Below are 18,612 nucleotides of genomic sequence, written 5' to 3' on the forward strand. Positions count from 1 at the left end.
GAACGCCACATTGGGGCGCATCGGCAAGGCGGCCCGGACATTCCGCGTCGGGCGGGAGGCGGCACCCGCCGGTCAGCAGGTCGGTGGTGTGCCCGGCCGGACGATCGTGCTCGGCGTGCGTGGTGCCTGGTCGCCGCTCGGCCGGGGCAGGGGGCACACCCGGACCACCGGTGGTCCCGCGTCGGCGCGGTTGCCGCTGTTGTCGAACGTGATGGGGCCGCCCGCGCCCGCCACCGCCTGGCCGCTCGTGGAAAAGCCGCTGATGGCCGTGTTGACCTGGCTGCGCTGGACCGGCTTCGTCGACGGGAGCGTCCGCAGCGCCGCCGAAATCGTCGTCACCGCGTCGTAGCCGTTGACCGCCCAGCCGTCGTCGAGGTGGGCTGCGTCGAAGCCCGCGCCGGCGAAGGCCCGCTCGAGGTCGCGGAAGCCCGGGTTGTCGCCGCGGAAGCGGTCGGCGCCGGAGACGAGCGTCGAGATCAGGCGGATCCGGCCGTCGGTGAAGCTCGGCGACCGCAGGGCCCGCAGGCGGAGGTCTTCCAGCATCGCGTTGTCCTCCGGCGAGCGGACGCGCAGGCCGTCGGACGTGCTGACCACCGTGACCGACGTGGCCGCGCACCGGCCGCCGAGGAACGCCTCGTCGAGGCTGAAGAGGAACCGGGCGAGGTCGCCGCCGCGGGCGATGTAGAGCACCTCGACGTCCTTCGCCGTTCCGCAGATCCGTTGCGCGGTCAGCGGGACCGTGCTCGCTTCGTCGGCGTCGAACTTGACTTCGGTGATCTTGCCGCCGAAGCGGCGCTGCATCACCGGCAGCGCCGTGCACGTGTACGGGTCGGAGCCGCCGGTGGGCACCATGATGAAGTCCGGCCGGCCCGGCAGCACCGCGGCGAGCTGCTCGATCTGGACGGCGTTGCGGTAGGCGACGCGGTAGTAGTAGTCCTTCCCGATGCCGCGGGGGTAGGTGATGTCGGCGTCGCACGCGCGGAAGTCCGGCTCGTCGTCGCGCGAGCCGGTCTGGTCGAACCCCTCGGCGGTGATCAGGTCGGCCACCATCGGGACCTTCGCCTCGGCGAGCAGGTCCGCCACCTCGGCCGAGCGCTGCTGGCTCAGCCCGAGCCCCGCCACCGCCACGACGTCCGGGTCTTCGGCGAGCTCCCGGGCCACCTCGACGGCTTCGTTGTCCGGCCCGTACGCGCCGACGTTCGCGACCACCAGCCGCATCGGGTGCAGGCAGCCGGTGTCGTTGGCGTGCCGTTGCCCGGCGGCCATCCCTTCGAGCTCGTGCACCGCGCGCCCGCCGGCGTTGCGGTCGGTCAGCGTCAGCAGCACGCCGACGGTCACCGGGGTGCCCCGGGGGTCGCAGCGGTCCGCCGCGGCGGCGTTCTGCTGCTCGACCACGCGCAGCACGGCGGCGAAGCGGTCGAGGGCGAAGTCGTCCGAGCCGTCGCTGAGCCCGACGCACTCACCGCCGGCCGACCAGGCGGAGCCGTCGAACCAGCCGCAGGTGAACGCCCGCTGCAGCGGCTGCTGGAAGACGAGCCCGCCCGCCACCAGGAGCGCGACGACGAGCGTGGCGGCCGGCCGCAGCCAGTCCGTGCGGCGGTGCGGGAAAGGCCGGTTCGGGTCGGGGATGATCAGCCATCGGTGGCGGGAAGGCAAAGTCGGTCCTTTCGGGACAGTGTCAGTACCAGCCGCCGTCCGCGGCGTAGCGGTCGGCCCGGTCGAGGAACGGCTGCGGGTCCGCCACCCCTTCGGTGCCGGCCAGCATGCGGAAGCGGTGGGCGGCCAGCTGGCGCAGGGCGGTGATGTCCCCGACCCGCGTCACGCACGGGTCGCGCTCCAGCGCGGGCACGATGCCGAGCAACGCGTCGGTGTGCCCGGCCGGGGTCGGCGGCCGGCCGAGACCCCGGAGCTCCGCCGGGTCGGTCACCCGGGGGTCGGGGGAGCCGACCACGGCGTCGAACAGCGCCAGCCACTCCGCGGAGGACCGTTCGGGCAGCAGGCCGGCCAGCTCGTTCGCGACTTTGGCGCGGCCGCCCAGCATCCGTTCGTGGTGCCACCGTCCGGCGTGGTCGTCCGGGTGGGTTTTCCCGCGCAGGAGCCGGAAAACGCCTTCCCAGCCGGTCTGCGCGTCCGGGCGGGCGGCCAGTGCCCGGAGGCCGAGGTAGCGGGCCAGCGGGTGGAGCCGGCGTTCGCCGTCGCCGGCGGCGGGCCACAGGGTCGGCGAGGTGTAGAGCGGCGAGCCGAGGTCGAAGGGCGGTGGCAGCAGGGAAACGAGCGCCGCCGCCTCCTGCCAGGTCCGGGCGGCCGCCAAGGTGATCAGTGCCTCGACCGCGGCCTCGTCCGGCCTCCGGTGCGCGTCGAGGTCACCGGCGATCAGGCGCAGCAGATGCCGGGCGACCGGCACGTCGCCGTCCGGGCCCGTACCGTCCAGGAGCGCGTTCGGATCGTCGAGCAGCCGGGGGTTCTCGCCCAGCCTGCGCAGCACGAACCCGGTGGCGGCGGCGTGGCCGCGGGTGAGCCGGAACGCCACGCTCGCGGTGCGTTCCGAAGTCGTCCAGTCGTGGCTGCGGGACAGCTGCAGCACTTCGGCGGCAGTCAGGTCGGTGACGTCGACCCGCACCTTCGGGCCGGCCACCGGAGCGGTGCCCGCCCACGGCACGGCACCCACCGCGGCCGGCCCCGAGCTGGTCGTGACCACCATGAGCGGATCGGGCAGCCGGTTCTCCGGCGTCGGCCTGCTGGCGGCGATCGCCTGGCGCACCTGCAGGAGCGAGCGGACGAAGGTGGCGGCTTCGGGGACGTCGCCGTCGTCGAGCAGCAGGAGCATCTGCGGCGGTCGTCCCCGGATCCGGGCGTGGCTGCGGCGCAGGTCGGCCAGGAACGCGGCGACCAGGACGTCGTCCACGCTCCGGCGGACCAGCGGGTCGGCGCTCTTGGCCCGGGTGCCGAGCTCGATCAGCGTGGTCTCGCTGTTGCGGGCGAAGTCCTGGTCCAGGTGCCGGAACCAGTCCACGGCGTCGCCCCAGGAGAACCGCGTCAGCAGGCGGCCGCGGTAGAGGCGGTTGAGGGTGCTCCGGGTGACTTCCGCCGCCAGCCGGGGCACCAGGTCGGACAGCCCGGGCACCTGGACGTGCACGAGGGCGAACGAATCGCGGGCGAGGTCGGTGAGGAAACCGTCGAGTGCGGGCCTGCGTTTGTATTCGTTGAGCCGTTCACGCAGCCGGATCAGCTGGTCGCCGGGTGGGAGGCCGGCGAAATCCGCGGTGATGGCCAGCTGGGCGACCAGGGAACGGGGAAAGGTGACCCGATATCCCGGGACGCCGACGCCCAGGCCGAGCATGATCGACGTCAGCAGCGGCCGCAGCGACGTCCGGTCGCCGTCCGGCAGCAGTGGCTGGACCAGCACGGAAGCCGTGCGTTCCCGCCAGGTCCGCAGCGCCTCCTCGAGGATCGCGGTGCGTCCGGACCCGCCGCAGCCGGTCAGGAACAGGACCGGCCGCGGACCGGGCGGATCGTTTTCCCCGCGTGGTTCGGTCAGCTCGCCGATCAGCTCCAGGACCGACGTCCGGCCCACGAACATGTGTCCCCCTCGACGCCATTCGCTCTTCGCGCTCCCCTGCGAAGACCGGCACCTTATCTTTTTCCGCGCCGATCGGAGAACAAGAATGGGGGAATATCGCCGAAGGTCAGCCGAACGCCGCGCGGATGACCTGAATGCCGCAGTGTCCGGCACGCGGAGTAACCGGCTCTGCCGGATGGCTGTGCCCGGTGTCGGCCGGTCGCGGGTGCGTCCGACCCTGCCGGTGGGGGTCCGCTGTGGAGAGGGCGGAGCCCGGCGTGGTCTCGTCGGGGGGCCACCGAGACCACGCCAGGGCCTTCGTGACGGCGGTCAGGTCTCGTGGACCAGGGTGGCGCCGGTCCAGAAGTCCTCCAAAGCCGCCGTGATCGTCAGGTTCCGCGTCACGCACGCATAGCCGGGAACCTTCAGGCCGGTCACCTCGAGGGGCAGCTTGGCCGTCCCCGCGACCGTGCCGTCCTCGGCCAGCGGGTACTCCGCCACCTCCAGGGCGGTCGCCGACTTGCGGATGTCGAGGATCGACTGACCGCGCGTGCAGGTGACGTTCACGTCGACCGTCACCTTGACGGAGATCGTGGTCGCCTCGGCCTCCAGCGCGACGTCCACCTCCTGGAAGGTGACGGTGGCGGCGACGCCGTCCCAGCCGGCTTCGGTGGCTTCCGGCACGAAGTGCGCGTCGGCCGCCTGCGCGGCTGTGGAGCCGCCGGCCAGGAGCGCCATGGTCGCGGCGGACGTCGCGAGGGTTGTCCCGATGGAAAGCATGCTGACCCCCTTGGCCGGTCAGACCGGCTCGAAGTCCACCGGGACGTCGTTGTTGTTCTGGTCCTTGGCGCCGCCGGACGCGCCGTTGACGACCGTGAAGTCCTTGGTCGTGCCGTTGAAGTTGAGCCGCAGCGTCTCGAACCCGATCCGCAGGGTGGACACGCCGTGCAGGTTGGCGGCCGAGACCCGGAACTTGATGTCGATCATGACGTCGATCAGCTGCTCGCTGCGGAAGGTCTCCTTCAGGACGCTCTGGCTGGTGTCCTTCTTGAAGCTGGCCACCCACACCTTCCAGCCGGACGACGACGGCAGGTTGTAGACCTGCCACAGGCTCTTGAAGTTGTAGCTGCGGAGCCGGCCCTGGATGCGCCCTTCGATGTCGAAGCCCTGCGACTGGATCGTCAGGCTCTGGAAGGTGCTGAAGCCGTGGTACGCGGTGACTTCGTCGTCGGCCGCGGTGCGGGCGGTCCGCGCGGCCGGGAGGACGAGGTCGAACCGGCCGTGGGACACGTCGAGCGCGGCCGGGCTCGACTGGGCGACGGTGCCGGCCGGCGCGGCGGACGCCACCGCCGCGCTCGTGGTCAAGGTCAGCGCGCTGACGGCGAGCGCCACCGCGGTCCGGGTGCACGTTTCCCACACACGGTTTCTCATGTCCGTCTCTTTCCTCTCCGGTGGATGGGCCAGGCTCACCTCATCAAGCGGGGCTGGATGGCGGCTGGACGGTGATTGGACGGCGGCGCTTAGCCCGAGCGGAGCCATTTCCTTGTGTGGTCCAGTCCGGGCCAGTACGTTTTTCCCCGGCAGCCGATAGCGGGGAACCAACGGTGGCAACGAGGTCGGTACGCATCCAGGTGCTGGGTTCGCTGCGCGTTTGGCGCGAAGGCGCCGAAGTCGAGCTCGGGCCGCCCGGCCGGCGTGCGGTGCTCGGGTTGCTCACCCTCGCCGGCGGGGATGCCGTGGCCCGGCGCGATCTCGTGGACGCGCTGTGGGGCGACCGGCCGCCGCCGAGTGCGGTCAATGTCGTTCAGACGCACGTCAAGCACCTGCGGCGGTTGCTGGAACCCGGGCGGGCGCCGCGCGCGGGCAGCGGGGTGCTGCCGCACGTCGGCGGGGGCTACGCCGTGCGGCGGGATGCCGTCGACGTCGACCTGTGGCGGTTCCGTGAACTCCTCGCCGAAGCGAACGACGCGCACCGGGACGACGACGCCGGCCGCGTCGTGGCTTCGCTCGGGGAGGCGCTTCGGCTGTGGCACGGCAGGCCGCTGGCCGACCTGCCGCCGCTCACCGGTCATCCGAAGGTCGTTTCGCTGGTCGCCGAGCGCCGGGAAGCGTTTTCCCGGTACGCCGGGGTGATGATCGACGTCGGTGCCGCCGCGGAAGTCCTGCCCGGGCTCGCCGAAGCCGCCGCGGAACAACCGCTCGACGAAGCCGCGCAGGCGCTCCTGATCCGCGCCCACCACGCACTCGGGCAGCGCGGCGAGGCGTTCCGGCTCTACGGGCAGGTGCGGTCGCGGCTGGTCGACGAGCTCGGCATCGACCCGGGGCCGGAGCTGCTCGCGGCGCACGCGGCCGTGCTGCGCGACCCCGGCGCCCGGCGGACCCCGGCCGCGGCGCCCGCCGAAACCCGCCCGGTGCACCGGATTCCGAAGCAGCTGCCCGCCGAGCCGCGCGGGTTCACCGGCCGGGCGGCGGAACTGGCCTTGCTGGACGGCCTGGCGGGCGGCGGCATCGCCGCGATCTCCGGCACGGCGGGCGTCGGCAAGACGGCGCTGGCCGTGTACTGGGCGCACCGCGTCCGGAACCGCTTCCCGGACGGGCAGCTGTACGCGAACCTGCGCGGCCACGCACCGGGTTCGCCGGCCACTCCCGTCGAAATCCTCGCGCAGTTCCTGTCCGCACTGGGGATCCCGCCCGAGCGCGTGCCGCCCGACGTGGAAACCGCGGCGGCGCTGTACCGCACGCTGACGACCGACCGGCGGATCCTGGTGCTGCTCGACAACGCCGTCGACCCGGACCAGGTCCGGCCGCTGCTGCCGGCCGGGCCCGGGTGCCTGGTGGTGGTGACCGCGCGCGACCGCCTGACGGGCCTGGTCGCCGTGCACGGCGCGCGCCGGCTCACCCTCGACGTGCTCAGCCCCGACGACGCCGTCGCGCTGCTCGCGGACGTGCTGGGCCACGGGCGCGTCCACGCCGAGCCCGAGGCGGCGCTGGAGTTCGCCAAGCTGTGCGTCCACCTCCCGCTCGCGCTGCGGATCGCCGCGGCCAACCTCGCCGACCGGCCCGGCTCCGGCATCGACGACTACGTCGCGGAACTGCGCGAGGGCAACCTCCTCGCCGCCCTCGCGGTGCCGGGCGACGAGCAGACCGCGGTGCGGACCGCGTTCGACCTGTCCCACGCCGCCCTGCCCGCCGACGCGCAGCGGCTGTTCCGGTTGCTGAGCCTGGTGCCCGGCGCGGACGTCGGCGCCGACGCCGTGGCCGCGCTGGCCGGCACCGAGCCCCCGCGGGCGGTCGCCCTGCTGGACCGGCTCGCCGCCGCGCACCTCGTCGACCACCACCTGCCGGGCCGGTACCGCTTCCACGACCTGCTCCGCCGGTACGCCGCGGAGCAGGCCGACCGGCTGGAGCCGGCCGCGGAGCGCGAGCGGGCGCTGCGCCGGCTGTACGACTGGTACCTGGCGTCGGTGGACGGCGCCGCCCGCCTCCTCTACCCGCACATGCTGCGGCTGCCGGTGTCCGGCGTCCCGGCCGCGTTCCCCGGGCTGGGCGAGGCGTCGGCGTGGCTGGACACCGAACGCGGCAACCTCGTCGCCGCCGTGCGGTTCGCGGCAGGCCGTGGCCCGCGGGCGATGGCGTGGCGGCTCGCCGACGCGCTGCGCGGGTACTTCTGGATGTGCATGCGCGGCGTCGAGTGGCTCGCGGCCGCGGAAGCCGGGCTGAGCGCCGCCGAGGCCGACGGCGGCCCCCGCGCGCGGGCCGCGACCCGGCTCAGCCTCGCCGACCTGCACTTCCGCCAGGGCCGGTACCGGCAGGCGGTCCGCCAGTACACGGCCTCGCTGCTGCTCGCGCGGGAGGCGGGCTGGGCCGAGGCGCAGGCCGCGGTGCTCGGCAACCTGGGCTGCGTCTACTGGCAGTCCGGACGGCTCGCCGCCGCGGCGTCCCGGTTCGGCCGCGGGCTGGCGCTCAGCAGGCGGATCGGCCAGCCGGCGGGGGAGGCCGTCGCGTTCGGCAACCTCGGGCTCGTCCACTGGGAAATGGGCAAGCTCGCCGAGGCCGCCGAGCACTACACCCAGGCGTTGCGCCGGTACCGCCGGATCGGGTCCCGGTACGGCGAAGCGATCAACCTCGCCAACCTCGGGCAGACGCAGCGCGCCCGCGGGCGGACGGCCGAGGCGGTGGAACTGCTCTGCCGCTCCCTCGACCTGCAGTGCGAGGCGGGAAACCGGGGCGGCGAAGCGGAAACCCGCAGCCGGCTCGCGCTGGCGCACAGCGATCGCGGCCACCGGGCGGTGGCCCTCGAATGCGCCGGCACGGGACTCGCGCTCGCCCGCGAGGCGGGGGACCCACGGACCGAGGCGGAGGCCCTGGCCGCCTACGCGGCCGTGCTCGCCCGCTTCGGCGACCGGCCGGGCGCGATCCGCCGCTACGGCCAGGCCCTCGACCTCATCCGCGAGACCGGCGACCGGTACCCCGAGGTCGACGCGCTGATCGGCCTGGCCGCGGTCACCGCGGACCCGGAGCCGGCCCGGGAGGCCCTGGTGCTTGCCGAGCAGGCGGGTTACCGGGCGTTGCGGGGTTTGGCTTTGACGGCGTTGGCCGGTGCTCTGCTTGCCCGTGGCGATCGCGGTGCCGCGGTCGAGTGCGCGCGTGAAGCGCTTGCGCTGCACCAGGAAACGGGGCACGGGCTGGGGGAGGGCCGGACCGTTGCGCTGCTCGACCGCCTGACACCGTGACGCTCTCCTACGGGTGGATGCCGGTGGCGTCGATCGTGTAGCTGCCGTCCGGCTGGACGGTGACGATCACCCACGGGTTCACGCCCTTGGCGCCGATCGCGCCCGGGCAGCTGAACTCGCTCAGGTCGAACGCCGTCCGGCCGGTGCCGTCCTTTGCCGGTGTCACCGACTCCTCCACCCGGCCCGCCCAGGTGCAGGCCGGGTTCAGCACCTGGTGCGTCACCTTCACCTCGACCGACGTGACCTTTCCGTCCGTCGCGCACCAGGTGACCTGGTTGCGGTACGTCCACACCCCCTCGTTCGCCAGCTCGATCGGCTCGGTCGCCCAGCAGCCGTTGTCCGGCGCGGCGGCGCCGGTGATGAACGGGACGCCGGCCAGCACCCCGGCCGTGATCGCGGTGAGCGCGCCGGTTCTGCGCATGTCGACCCCCTTGGTTTCGTGTGCTCCCAATCTCGTGGCACCGGCGCGGGGTCCGCAAGACGCCGATGCGCCGAGTCCAGTCGACGTCCAATGCTTGTCCAGTTCGCCCGAATAGCGTCACGTCTCCCCGGAGCGCCAGAAGGAGACGAACGATGAAGGCACGGCTCAGGAGAAGCATCGCCGTCGTGGCCGCGGTGCTGTCGGCCGCCGGTGCGGTCTCGATCGCCGGGGCGGGCAGCAGCGCCGCCCAGACGGCGGGCCTGCGCGCCTACGGCATCTCGGCCGACGGCACGCTGATGGCGACGTTCACCACCGACCGGCCTCAGGTGCTCGACTGGGTCCGGGTCGTCACCGGCCTCAGCGGCGACACGGCACTGCTCGGGATCGACTTCCGCGTCCAGAACGGCCTGCTCTACGGCGTCGGCAACAACGGCGGCGTCTACACCATCAGCATGCCGCCGGCGACCCCCGACGTCGTCGTCAAGAAGGTCTCCCAGCTGAGCGTTCCGTTGTGGGGCACCAGCTTCGGCGTCGACTTCAACCCGGCCGCCGACCGGCTCCGGCTGGTCAGCGACCAGGGCCAGAACCTGCGGCACAACCTCGCCGACGGCGTGACGGCCGAAGACGCCATCCTGACCACGCCGCCGGCGCTGGGGCCGACCCGCGGAGTGACGGCCGCGGCGTACACCAACAACGACCTGAACCCCGACACGGCGACGACGCTCGTCGACATCAACACGGCCACCGACCAGGTGGTGATCCAGTCGCCTGCCAACAACGGAACACTGGCCCCGACCGGCGCCCTCGGCGTCGACGCGGGCCCGAACGCGGGCTTCGACATCTACAGCGACCTGGTGGGCGGCAAGACGGTGGCGGTGACCGGGTTCGCCACGCTGGCCGTCGGCAGCCAGACGTCGCTGTACACGGTGAACCTGCTGACCGGCGCGGCCACCGTGGTGGGGCAGTTCCCGCTGGCCATCGGGGACGTCGCGGTCGCGCTCGACACCAACTGAGGCCCGGGGAGGGGAGCCCGCCCCGGACCCCCGGGGCGGGCTCGCGTTCAGAACGCGGTGTACCCGCCGTCGACGGGGAGGACCGCGCCGGTGATGTACGACGACTCCGGCGAGGCCAGGAAGAGGACCGCGGCCGCGACCTCCTCCGGGGTCGCGAGGCGGCCCAGGGGGATCTGGCCCGCGCGGTGGCGGCGGTACGCCTCGGGGTCGGGTCGGCGCCGGAACGACGCCTCGATGACCGGGGTGGCCGTCAGCCCCGGGGCGACGACGTTGACGCGGATGCCCCGGGGTGCCCATTCGATCGCCGCGCCCTTCGCGAGCATGATCAGGCCGCCCTTGGCCGCGGAGTACAGGACCTCCTCGGGCTTGCCGACGATGCCGAGCCGCGAGCCGACGCAGACGAACGAACCGCCTTCCGGCGGCATCAGCGGCGCGAAGTGCTTCATCACCAGGAACGCGCTGAGCAGGTTGCTGTGGAGGACGTTCTTCGCGTCCTCGTAGGACATCTCCGTGAGCGGGCCGCCTGCCTGCAGGCCGTGGTTGAGGACGACGGCGTGCACCGTGCCGAAATCCGCCGCGGCGTGGCGGGCCAGTTCCCCGACGAACGCCTCGTCGTTGAGGTCCCCCGGGACGTACCGGTCGGCCGGGTCCGCGGTGGCGAGCCGTTCCCGGCGGCCGGTGAGCAGCAGGCGCGCGCCTTCGCGCCGGAACCGGGTGCGCACCGCCTCGCCGATTCCGCTGCCGGCGCCGGTCACGACGGCGGTGACCTTTTCGAGTCTCATGTGGACACTCCCTTCGCGGGGTGGGCCTCCTCAGGCGAGGAAGCCGCGGGCGTCGACCGGCCAGCGCCGCAGCGACGTGCCCGTGCGGTCGGTGACGATCAGCTCCTCGAAGTTGACCACCACCGGGCAGACGTGGTTCGGCACCACCGGGACCACGGTGCCGACGGCCGGGCGGCCGGCACCGTCGGGCAGGGCGAGGAAACCGTGGTACTCGTTGAGCTTGGCCAGCACGCCCTTCGTGCCGGCGACGGCACCGAAGCCGATTTCGGGGTTGCCTTCGCGGCCGAGGGCCTTGGTGCCGGTGTCGAGGATGACCTGACCGGGAACCCAGTCGCTGACGACCGTGGCCGCGACGAACAACGCGATCTCCTCGTCGGTGCAGGCCCCGAGCCGGCGGTTGTTCAAGTCGCCGAAGACGTACTCGCCGGGACGGATCTCGGTGATCACGTCGGCGGTCGAGAACGCCACGGTGGGTGTGGAACCGGCGCTGACGACGTCGGCGGTGCTCCCCGCCGCCCGGAAGCTGCGGACCGCGGTGACGAGCGCGGCCTCCTGGTCGCGCGCGGCGCGCTCGCGAGCCTCCGGGCCGGAGCTGCCGTGGCCCGGGTAGGTGAAGACGCCCACCGGCACGAGACCGCGCCTGCGGGCGGCGAGCGCGAGGTCGCCCGCGAGCGCGGGCGGCGCCCCGGAGCGGCGGGCGCCGCAGTCGACCTCGACCACGACCTGCAGCCGGTCCGGTGCGCCGCCCATCGCGTCGGCGAGGGCGTCGATCGCCGCGGGGTTGTCGACGCCGATCCGGAGTTTCGTGGTCTCGGCGAGCCGGCGGATCCGGGCCGCCTTGGTGCCCGCGGGCCAGACCGGGTAGGCGAGGAAGATGTCGTCGAACCCGGCGGCGGCGAAGACCTCGGCTTCGCCGACGTTCCCGGCGGTGATCCCGACGGCACCCGCGGCGATCTGGAGCCTGCCGATTTCCGTGCACTTGTGGGTTTTGACGTGCGGCCGGACGGCCAGGCCGTGCCGGGCGGCGAAGGCCTGCATCCGGTCGATGTTGTCCTGCACGACGTCGGCGAGCACGATCGGCGCCGGGGTGTCGATCCGGCCGAGGAGACCGTCGAGTGCCTGGTGGAGCCGGTTCACGGTTCGTTCCTCGCCGTGCAGACCAGTCGAATTTCGACCGGGCTGTGGCGCGGCACCCCGGCCGCCCCGATCGCGGTGCGTGCGGCGACTGCCAGCGCGTTGAGCGCGGCCTGGCGCGCGCAGGTCCGCGCGGCCGGCAGCTGACCCGAGACATGGATGGCCGGGCCGGCGGCCCGGTGGTTCACGTGGTTCAGGTAGTGCTCGAGCCGGGGGAGGGCCAGGCCGAGCGCGAGGAGCCGGTCCGCCGCCGAGCCGGGGCCGGTCACGGGCGAGGCAGGCCGAACAGCACGGGCAGGTCGGCGATGTCGGTGATCCGCTCGTAGCCGAGCCAGTGCTCGTCCTGCTCGAAGCCGCGGTCGACGTACACCTTGCGCTCGATGCCCATGACCGCCGCGGGGCGGTGGTCGTACTTCGGGCTCGCCGAGACGTGCACGAGCTCGTCCGGGGTTACGCCGAGCTTGTCGAAGGTGTACTCGAACGCGCGCAGCCGGGGCTTGTAGACGCCCATCTGCTCGGCCGTGATGACGACCTCGAACGGGGCCTGGAGGTTCTCCACCAGGCGGGCCGCGTGCGCGTTGTCGGTGTTCGTCACGATCACCAGCGGAACGGCCTCCGCCAGGCGGTTCAGCGCCGCCGTGACGCCGGGGTAGGGGGTCCAGCTCGGGATCTCCTCGTACACGGCCTGGGCGTCGCTTTCCCGGTACGCCAGGCCGAACCGGCGCATGGTCCGTTCCAGCGAGTGGGCGACGACCTGGTGGAAGGGCTGCCATTCGCCCATGCACTCGTCGATCCGGTAGGCGTTGCCCGCCCGGAGGAACTCGTCGGCGATCTCCGGCGGGAGGCGGTCGCCCAGCGTCCGGCGGATGGCGTCGTTGATGCGGAAGTGGATCAGTGTCCCGTTCATGTCGAACGTGACGAACTTCGGCTTGCTGTCGAATGCCACGGAGTCCTCCGAGGGTGATCCGAAGAGTGGGTGGCTGTGAGTATTGGCGAGCGATCGCCAACTGTCAACAGTTGACGATATCGCCGGTCTCAGGCTCGAACTGAAACGTGTTCCGGCGCCGGACCGCGGGTCCGATCGCTATGGTCGTGAGGTGGCGAGCAATCCGACATCGCGCGACTACACCAAGGCCTCGGTGCTGGACGTGGTCCTCTCCCGGGCACCGGTGACGCGCACCGAGGTCATCGAACTCACCGGCCTGAGCAAGGCGACCGTGTCGCGGGCCGTCGAGGAACTCCGCGCCGACGGGTTCGTCGCCGACGGCGGGGTCGACGCCGTCGCCGGCCGGGGCAGGCGGTCGACATACCTGGACGTCCCCGCCACGGCCGGGCACGTGGCCGGGGTCAGTTTCGGGGTGCTGACCACGGGTGTCCTGGTCGCCGATCTGCGGGGGCGCGAGGTGGGCCACGTCGTCGTCCCGACGGTGAACCACGACGAGGCGGGCGACGCCGCGAAGTGGCTGGCCGGCCTGGTCGAGGAGACGGCAGGCGCGGGGCGGGGTCCCCTGCGTCAGCTCGTCGTCGCGGTGCCCGGCCGGGTCCGCGACGGTGCCGAGATCTTCGGCCCGGCGCGGGCGGCGAAGATCTTCACCGGCTCCGGCCTCCGGCGCGCCCTCGTGGATCTGGTCGACGCCCCGGTGTTCCTCGACAGCGACGCCAACGCGTCCCTGCTGGGCATCCTGGCGGAGGACGCCAGTGTCGGGAACGCCGCGCTCTTCAACGTCAGCAGCGTGCTGAACTTCGCCGGCTGCGCCGGGCACGAACTCGTCCGCGGGCGCACCCCGGCGTTCGGGGGATCGGTGTCCTCTGTGCCGGAGTCGGCGACGAAACCCTCGACGGGCTGCTGAGCGCGCGCGGGCTCCTCAGGTTCGCCCGTGGCCGCGGGCTCGACCTGAAGCGCGTCGAGGAACTGTGGCGGGGGCGGCGGGACGACGAAGCGCGAGCCGGCGTGCTGGACGCGTTCACCACGGCGATCGTGACCGCCGTCAGCGCGGTCGCCGTGACGCAGGATCCGGAAACGGTGTACTTCGCGGGCCGGTTGTGCCCGCTCGTCGAGGAGGTGCTGCCCGAGGTGCGCGGCCGGCTCGACCGGATCCTCCCGGTGGCGCCCGAGGTCAAGACCGTGACGCAGGTCGTCGGCCTGTCCACCGCGCGCGGCGCGGTGATCGCCTGCCTGGCACCGGCCCGGGAGCGGCTGCGCGACGCGGTGATCGAGGCCCGCGGCCGGCGCGCGGCACAGCCCGCACCGGCTTTCTGAGGCCCCGCCGGGGATCCGCTGGAAGGCGGTCGCCCTGTAAAAGTTTCAGGTTGGAACTGGAACGAATCGTGTTATGGCCGGTCCGGCCGCGACCGCCAGCGGCCGCACGAGACGTGAAGGTGACGCCGATGACTTCGACGGTGAGCCGGGCAGTCGCCGGCTACCCCAACCGGTTCGACCCCGCGGTGCTCGGGGAGCTCCCGGAATCCCTGCGGGAGACCATCCGCCGCCGCGACGCGGTGCTCGGGCCCGGGTACACGCTGATCTACCGGGAACCGGTCGAGTTCGTCGCCGGGCACGGCGCGCACCTGATCGACCGCGACGGCTACGACTACCTGGACGCGTACAACAACGTCCCGTGTGTGGGGCACGCCCATCCGCACGTGGCCGAGGCGGTGGCCCGCCAGGTGGCGACGGTCAACACCAACACGCGCTACGTCGAGGAGTCGCTGGTCGCCTACGCCGAGCGGTTGCTCGCCACCTTCCCCGAAGGACTGAGCAGGCTGAGTCTCGCCTGCAGTGGTTCGGAGGCGAACGACCTCGCGGTGCGGGTGGCGAAGTTCCACACCGGCGGGACCGGGATCATCGTGACCCGGTGGGCCTACCACGGCATCACCGGCGAGGTCGCGAGCTTCTCGCCGACGCTGGGCGCGGGGTCGCCGCTGGGGCCGAACGTCCGCGTCGTCGACCCGCCCGACCCGCGGCTCGCCGCGCCCGGGGTGTCCCTCGCCGAGCACATGCGGGCCCAGGTCCGCGCCGCGATCGACGACCTCGAGCGCCACGGGTTCCGGCTCGCGGCCTTGATCACCGACAGCGCGTACTCCAGCGACGGGATCTTCACCGACCCGGTCGGGTACTTCCCGGGCATGGTGGAGGAAGTCCGCGCGGCCGGCGGCGTCCACATCGCCGACGAGGTGCAGGCGGGCTTCGCCCGGCTGGGGGAGACGATGTGGGGCTTCGAGCGCCACGGCGTGCTCCCGGACATCGTCACCCTGGGCAAGCCGATGGGCAACGGGATGCCGATCTCCGGCGTCGTGTTCCGCCCCGAGGTCTCCGCCGAGTTCGGCCGGAGTGTCCGCTACTTCAACACCTTCGGCGGCAGCTCGATCCCGGTGGCCGCCGGTGCCGCGGTCCTCGACGTCTTCGAGGAGGAGAACGTCCGGCAGCGCGTGCTCGAGAACGGCACCGCGCTCCGGAAGGGACTCGAAGAGATCACCCGGGGCTCCGCGCACGTCGCCGAAGTCCGCGGCAGCGGCCTGTACGTCGGCGTGGAGATCGGCGGGGACGGGGAACCCGATCGCGCGCGGGCCGAGGACGTCATCAACGACCTGCGCGATCGGCGGGTCCTCATCAGCGGCACGGGTCAGGCGGCGAACGTCCTGAAGATCCGCCCGCCGCTGGCGTTCACCGCCGCGGACGTGACCCGGTTCCTGGAAACCTTCGCCGAAGTCGCGAAGGTCCGGCTGTGAGCTTCGCCGAGCGGCTCCTGGCGGAGAGCGGCCTGGCATCGCCGCACGAGCCCGTGGACGTCGCGCTCGTGAGCGCCCTCCTCGCGCGGCACTACTGCCTCGACGGAGAACTCGAGCGGGTGGCGACGGAGAAGGACGACACCTTCCGGCTCACGACCGGCTCGGGGAACCACCTCGTGAAGGTCTCCCCGCCGGACGAACCGGTGGCCACCGTCGCGCTCCAGACCGCCGTGCTGCGCTTTCTCGAAACCGCCGCCGGGGAGCTTCCGGTCCAGCGGGTGAAGCTGACGGTGGACGGGGCCGACCACGTCCTCCTCGCGGCGCGTGACGGCCGCACCCGCGTGCTCCGCGTGCTCGGCTACGTCGAGGGCGAGGTCCTGGCGCGGACGACGGCGGAGCCGGACCAGCTCGCCCGTGCGGGTGCGGTGCTGGGCCGCGTCGACGTCGCGCTCGCGGCGTTCGGCCACCCCGCCGACCGGCGCGGGCTGGTGTGGGACCTCCGGCACTTCGCCCGGCTGGCCGGACTCGTCGAGCACGTGCCGGACCCCGGGCACCGCCGGCTGGCGGGCGAGGTCTTCGCGCTCTTCGAGGCGGCTGTCGTCCCGGCCCTCGACCACCTGGAGACGCAGGTGCTCCACGGCGACTTCAGCCCGCACAACATCGTCGTGGACCGGCGGCACGACGAGTTCGTGACCGGGGTCATCGACTTCGGGGACACCGTGCGCAGCGCGGTGATCTTCGACCCCGCCGTGCCGCTGGCGAACCTGCTCGGCCGGACGCCGGGCAGCCCCTGGCGCGAAGCCTGCGCCTTCGCCGCCGGCTACACCGGGGTGCGGCCGGTCGCGGACCGGGAACTGCCGCTGCTCCCGATCGCCGCGCTCGCCCGGCTCACGCTGCGCGCGCTGCTGGCCGGCTGGCGCGCGCAGCGCGTCCCGGACCGGCGGGACTACCTCTTCGAACACGCCGAGGACGACTGGCTCAACGTGGCGCGCGCACTGGCCGTGCCGCTCGACGACGTCGTCGCCCACCTCACGAAAGGAACACGGCCATGATCGAGTTCGAGCCCAAGTACATCACGTTCGACATGCACGGGACGCTGATCCGGTGGCACATCACGGACCTGACCCGCGAGCGGCTGGCCGACATCGTGCCGGCCGACCGGATGGCCGAAGTCCTCGACCGGTTCAAGTGGCAGCGGCTCGACGAGGTCCTGAACCCGTGGAAGCCGTTCCCGGACATCATCCACGACTCGCTGCGCAAGACCCTCGAACGCTTCGGCCTGCCGTACCGGAAGGCCGACAGCCAGGCCATCGTGGACGCGATCCCGACCTGGGGGCCCTACCCCGAGGTGCCCGAAGCGCTGCGGACGCTGGCGTCCCGCTACCCGCTGGTCATCCTCAGCAACGCCGCCGACGACCAGGTCATGAGCAACGTGGAGAAGCTCGAGGCCCCGTTCCACGCGGTCTACACCGCCGAGCAGGCCCAGGCCTACAAGCCGCGGTACCAGGCCTTCGAGTACATGCTGACGCAGCTCGGCTGCGGACCGCGGGACATCCTGCACGTCTCCGCCAGCCCGCGCTACGACCTCATGGCCGCGACCGACCTGGGCATCACGCACAAGGTCCACGTCAACCGCGGGTTCGAGCCCAGCACGCCCGGCTACGGCTACCACGAAGTCACCCTGCTCTCCCAGGTGCCTCCGCTGCTCGGCCTCTGAGGATCAGGAACCCTGGCCGGTCTTTTCCGTGAGCGTCTGGAGGTAGTGCAGGTCGAGGGCCCGGGTGAAGGCGGCGGCGTCCCGGGCCGCCAGCGCGTGGACGATGGCCTGGTGCTCCTGCAGGAGTGAGTCTTCCGACGGGTACCAGCGCTCGAGCCGGTTGATCGACAGGGACGACTCGGCGATCAGCGTCGAATAGGCCCGCTGGATCCGCGAGTTGCCGGACGCGGCCACCAGGGTGCTGTGGAACCGCAGGTCGAGTTCGACGACGTCCCGCCACCGGCCCGAGCGTTCCGCCGGGCCGATCTCGTCGACGATCGCCTGCAGTTCGGTCACGGTCCGCTCGAGGACGTCGTCGTCGGCGGCCAGCACCTTCTCGCCGCAGCGGGCCTCGAGGGTCTGGCGGGCCTCGTAGATCTCGGCGATGTCCTCGGGCGTGATGTCGGTGACGAAGACGCCGCGGTTGGGGATGCGGACCAGCAGGCCTTCCTGCACCAGCCGCTGCAGTGCCTCGCGCACCGGGCCGCGCGAGACGCCCAGCTGCTTGGCGATCTCGGACTCCGACAGCGCCTGGGCCGGCTGGAGGGTGCCGCCCAGGATGTTGTTCCGGATCTGGGCGGCGATCGTGCCGGACACGGACGGGTAGTCGATCGCCTGCAGGTTGAGGTTGTTCATCCGGTTTCCCCCTGGGCGCAAAGACCCACTGTGGTCGCTCGTTCACTGACGACTGTCGACGATACACGAGTTTAACGAACAGCGTTTACAGTGAACTGTTGACAGTTTGCAGTGACCCAGCTTACTGTCGCCTCCTGCCGGACACTTCCGCTTCACCTGGAAAGGGCTCACCGTGATCGACCCCGCCTTCCGGCCGAAGTACGTCTCGTTCGACTGCTACGGCACGCTCATCAACTTCCAGATCACCCCGGTCACCCGCGAGCTCGTCGGCGACCGCCTCACCCCCGAGCAGTTCGACCGGTTCGTGATCGACTTCCGCGGCTACCGGTACGACCAGGTCTGCGGGGAGTTCTACGACTACAAGCAGGTTCTCCACGACGCCTACGCCCGGACCTGCGCGAAGTGGGGCCTCGAAGTGGCCGAAGACGCCGGCGACCGGTTCTCCGACGCCGTGCTGTCGTGGGGCGCCCACGCCGACATCCCCAGCCCGCTGAAGAAGCTGGGGGAGCACTACCCGCTGGTGATCCTGTCCAACGCCAACACCCGCTACCTCGACGTGAGCGTGCCGAAGCTCGGCGCCGACTTCCATGCCGTGTACACCGCCGAGCAGGCCGGCTTCTACAAGCCCCGCTACGCCGCGTTCGAGTACCTGCTCGACCAGCTGAACACCCCGCCGGAGCAGTTCCTGCACGTGTCGTCGCACACCCGGTACGACCTGATGCCCTGCCACGACCTGGGCTTCACGAACACCGTGCTGCTCGACCGCGGCTACGACCCGCCGGCCCCGGTCTACGGCTACACGAAGGTCGACTCGCTCGACGAGCTGAACGGCCTGCTGGGGCTCTGAAG

At 72.3% G+C, this 18,612-nt stretch carries 18 protein-coding genes; 8 read left to right on the plus strand and 10 right to left on the minus strand.

Translation table 11 applies throughout. From position 1 onward, the window contains the following. Positions 1–72 precede the first annotated feature (72 nt). The 4 genes from BLW76_RS20555 to BLW76_RS20570 form a co-directional block, all read right to left on the minus strand. Positions 73–1,656 carry an ABC transporter substrate-binding protein gene (locus BLW76_RS20555; protein WP_091309807.1) on the minus strand — a complete coding sequence of 528 codons (1,584 nt, stop codon included), beginning with the start codon at positions 1,654–1,656 and terminating at the stop codon, positions 73–75. A gap of 22 nt (positions 1,657–1,678) precedes the next feature. Continuing rightward, positions 1,679–3,580 (minus strand): hypothetical protein, encoded by a 1,902-nt coding sequence (locus BLW76_RS20560; protein WP_091309810.1) that lies wholly within the window; start codon positions 3,578–3,580, stop codon positions 1,679–1,681. A 309-nt stretch (positions 3,581–3,889) separates the two neighbouring features. Beyond that, entirely contained in the window at positions 3,890–4,339 is a 450-nt protein-coding gene (locus BLW76_RS20565) for a hypothetical protein (protein WP_091309814.1), read from the minus strand. 18 nt (positions 4,340–4,357) lie between these two features. Next, the gene (locus tag BLW76_RS20570; RefSeq protein WP_143060657.1) at positions 4,358–4,990 is read right to left on the minus strand and encodes a hypothetical protein; all 633 of its coding nucleotides are present in this window, start codon (positions 4,988–4,990) and stop codon (positions 4,358–4,360) included. A gap of 173 nt (positions 4,991–5,163) precedes the next feature. On the opposite strand from BLW76_RS20570, the gene BLW76_RS20575 reads away from it, so the two are divergent. Further along, a complete protein-coding gene (locus BLW76_RS20575) occupies positions 5,164–8,292 on the plus strand; it encodes an AfsR/SARP family transcriptional regulator (RefSeq protein WP_279627690.1) in 3,129 nt (1,042 codons plus the stop codon). A 7-nt stretch (positions 8,293–8,299) separates the two neighbouring features. Here the strand turns inward: BLW76_RS20575 and BLW76_RS20580 are convergent, their stop codons facing one another. After that, on the minus strand, positions 8,300–8,713 hold the full coding sequence (locus BLW76_RS20580; RefSeq protein WP_091309822.1) for a hypothetical protein: 414 nt from the start codon (positions 8,711–8,713) through the stop codon (positions 8,300–8,302). A 152-nt stretch (positions 8,714–8,865) separates the two neighbouring features. Between BLW76_RS20580 and BLW76_RS20585 the strand changes: the two genes are divergently transcribed. After that, the gene (locus BLW76_RS20585) at positions 8,866–9,726 is read left to right on the plus strand and encodes a DUF4394 domain-containing protein (RefSeq protein ID WP_091309824.1); all 861 of its coding nucleotides are present in this window, start codon (positions 8,866–8,868) and stop codon (positions 9,724–9,726) included. Between the two features lie 47 nt (positions 9,727–9,773). Here BLW76_RS20585 and BLW76_RS20590 read toward each other — a convergent pair whose 3' ends face one another. From BLW76_RS20590 to BLW76_RS20605, 4 genes are read right to left on the minus strand one after another with little or no spacing between them, the layout of a single operon-like run. Beyond that, positions 9,774–10,508, minus strand: coding sequence for an SDR family NAD(P)-dependent oxidoreductase (locus tag BLW76_RS20590; RefSeq protein ID WP_091309827.1), 735 nt, complete (start codon positions 10,506–10,508; stop codon positions 9,774–9,776). A 30-nt stretch (positions 10,509–10,538) separates the two neighbouring features. Continuing rightward, a complete protein-coding gene (locus BLW76_RS20595) occupies positions 10,539–11,645 on the minus strand; it encodes an alanine racemase (RefSeq protein WP_091309829.1) in 1,107 nt (368 codons plus the stop codon). After that, positions 11,642–11,911, minus strand: a complete 270-nt coding sequence (locus BLW76_RS20600) for a hypothetical protein (RefSeq protein WP_091309832.1) — start codon at positions 11,909–11,911, stop codon at positions 11,642–11,644. The genes BLW76_RS20595 and BLW76_RS20600 overlap by 4 nt, the downstream gene beginning before the upstream one ends. Continuing rightward, on the minus strand, positions 11,908–12,588 hold the full coding sequence (locus BLW76_RS20605) for a haloacid dehalogenase type II (protein ID WP_091309835.1): 681 nt from the start codon (positions 12,586–12,588) through the stop codon (positions 11,908–11,910). The genes BLW76_RS20600 and BLW76_RS20605 overlap by 4 nt, the downstream gene beginning before the upstream one ends. 151 nt (positions 12,589–12,739) lie before the next feature. Between BLW76_RS20605 and BLW76_RS49240 the strand changes: the two genes are divergently transcribed. The 5 genes from BLW76_RS49240 (at position 12,740) to BLW76_RS20625 (ending at position 17,088) form a co-directional block, all read left to right on the plus strand. Further along, the gene (locus tag BLW76_RS49240) at positions 12,740–13,492 is read left to right on the plus strand and encodes an ROK family transcriptional regulator (protein WP_208613340.1); all 753 of its coding nucleotides are present in this window, start codon (positions 12,740–12,742) and stop codon (positions 13,490–13,492) included. Between the two features lie 101 nt (positions 13,493–13,593). Next, positions 13,594–13,902 carry a hypothetical protein gene (locus BLW76_RS49245; RefSeq protein ID WP_208613341.1) on the plus strand — a complete coding sequence of 103 codons (309 nt, stop codon included), beginning with the start codon at positions 13,594–13,596 and terminating at the stop codon, positions 13,900–13,902. A gap of 128 nt (positions 13,903–14,030) precedes the next feature. Further along, a complete protein-coding gene (locus tag BLW76_RS20615; RefSeq protein WP_091319626.1) occupies positions 14,031–15,371 on the plus strand; it encodes an aspartate aminotransferase family protein in 1,341 nt (446 codons plus the stop codon). Beyond that, positions 15,368–16,423 (plus strand): phosphotransferase, encoded by a 1,056-nt coding sequence (locus BLW76_RS20620; RefSeq protein ID WP_091309838.1) that lies wholly within the window; start codon positions 15,368–15,370, stop codon positions 16,421–16,423. Before BLW76_RS20615 ends, BLW76_RS20620 begins: the two co-directional genes overlap by 4 nt. Beyond that, positions 16,420–17,088: a haloacid dehalogenase type II gene (locus tag BLW76_RS20625; RefSeq protein WP_091309841.1), complete on the plus strand. Its 669-nt coding sequence runs from the start codon at positions 16,420–16,422 to the stop codon at positions 17,086–17,088. Before BLW76_RS20620 ends, BLW76_RS20625 begins: the two co-directional genes overlap by 4 nt. A 3-nt stretch (positions 17,089–17,091) precedes the next feature. Here BLW76_RS20625 and BLW76_RS50455 read toward each other — a convergent pair whose 3' ends face one another. Next, complete coding sequence (locus tag BLW76_RS50455; RefSeq protein WP_091309843.1) at positions 17,092–17,763, minus strand: GntR family transcriptional regulator; 672 nt, start codon at positions 17,761–17,763, stop codon at positions 17,092–17,094. 172 nt (positions 17,764–17,935) lie between these two features. On the opposite strand from BLW76_RS50455, the gene BLW76_RS20635 reads away from it, so the two are divergent. Then, entirely contained in the window at positions 17,936–18,610 is a 675-nt protein-coding gene (locus tag BLW76_RS20635) for a haloacid dehalogenase type II (RefSeq protein WP_091309845.1), read from the plus strand. Positions 18,611–18,612 lie beyond the last annotated feature (2 nt).

Origin of the sequence: Amycolatopsis tolypomycina (assembly GCF_900105945.1) — a bacterium.
Taxonomy (GTDB): Bacteria; Actinomycetota; Actinomycetes; order Mycobacteriales; family Pseudonocardiaceae; genus Amycolatopsis; species Amycolatopsis tolypomycina.

What these genes read in the sequence shown, in the direction of transcription:
- BLW76_RS20590 (WP_091309827.1), bottom strand. Translation starts at nt 10,508, where the DNA reads ATGAGACTCGAAAAGGTCACCGCCGTCGTGACCGGCGCCGGCAGCGGA.
- BLW76_RS50455 (WP_091309843.1), bottom strand. Translation starts at nt 17,763, where the DNA reads ATGAACAACCTCAACCTGCAGGCGATCGACTACCCGTCCGTGTCCGGC.
- BLW76_RS20565 (WP_091309814.1), bottom strand. Translation starts at nt 4,339, where the DNA reads ATGCTTTCCATCGGGACAACCCTCGCGACGTCCGCCGCGACCATGGCG.
- BLW76_RS20560 (WP_091309810.1), bottom strand. Translation starts at nt 3,580, where the DNA reads ATGTTCGTGGGCCGGACGTCGGTCCTGGAGCTGATCGGCGAGCTGACC.
- BLW76_RS20580 (WP_091309822.1), bottom strand. Translation starts at nt 8,713, where the DNA reads ATGCGCAGAACCGGCGCGCTCACCGCGATCACGGCCGGGGTGCTGGCC.
- BLW76_RS20615 (WP_091319626.1), top strand. Translation starts at nt 14,031, where the DNA reads ATGACTTCGACGGTGAGCCGGGCAGTCGCCGGCTACCCCAACCGGTTC.
- BLW76_RS20585 (WP_091309824.1), top strand. Translation starts at nt 8,866, where the DNA reads ATGAAGGCACGGCTCAGGAGAAGCATCGCCGTCGTGGCCGCGGTGCTG.
- BLW76_RS20625 (WP_091309841.1), top strand. Translation starts at nt 16,420, where the DNA reads ATGATCGAGTTCGAGCCCAAGTACATCACGTTCGACATGCACGGGACG.
- BLW76_RS20570 (WP_143060657.1), bottom strand. Translation starts at nt 4,990, where the DNA reads ATGAGAAACCGTGTGTGGGAAACGTGCACCCGGACCGCGGTGGCGCTC.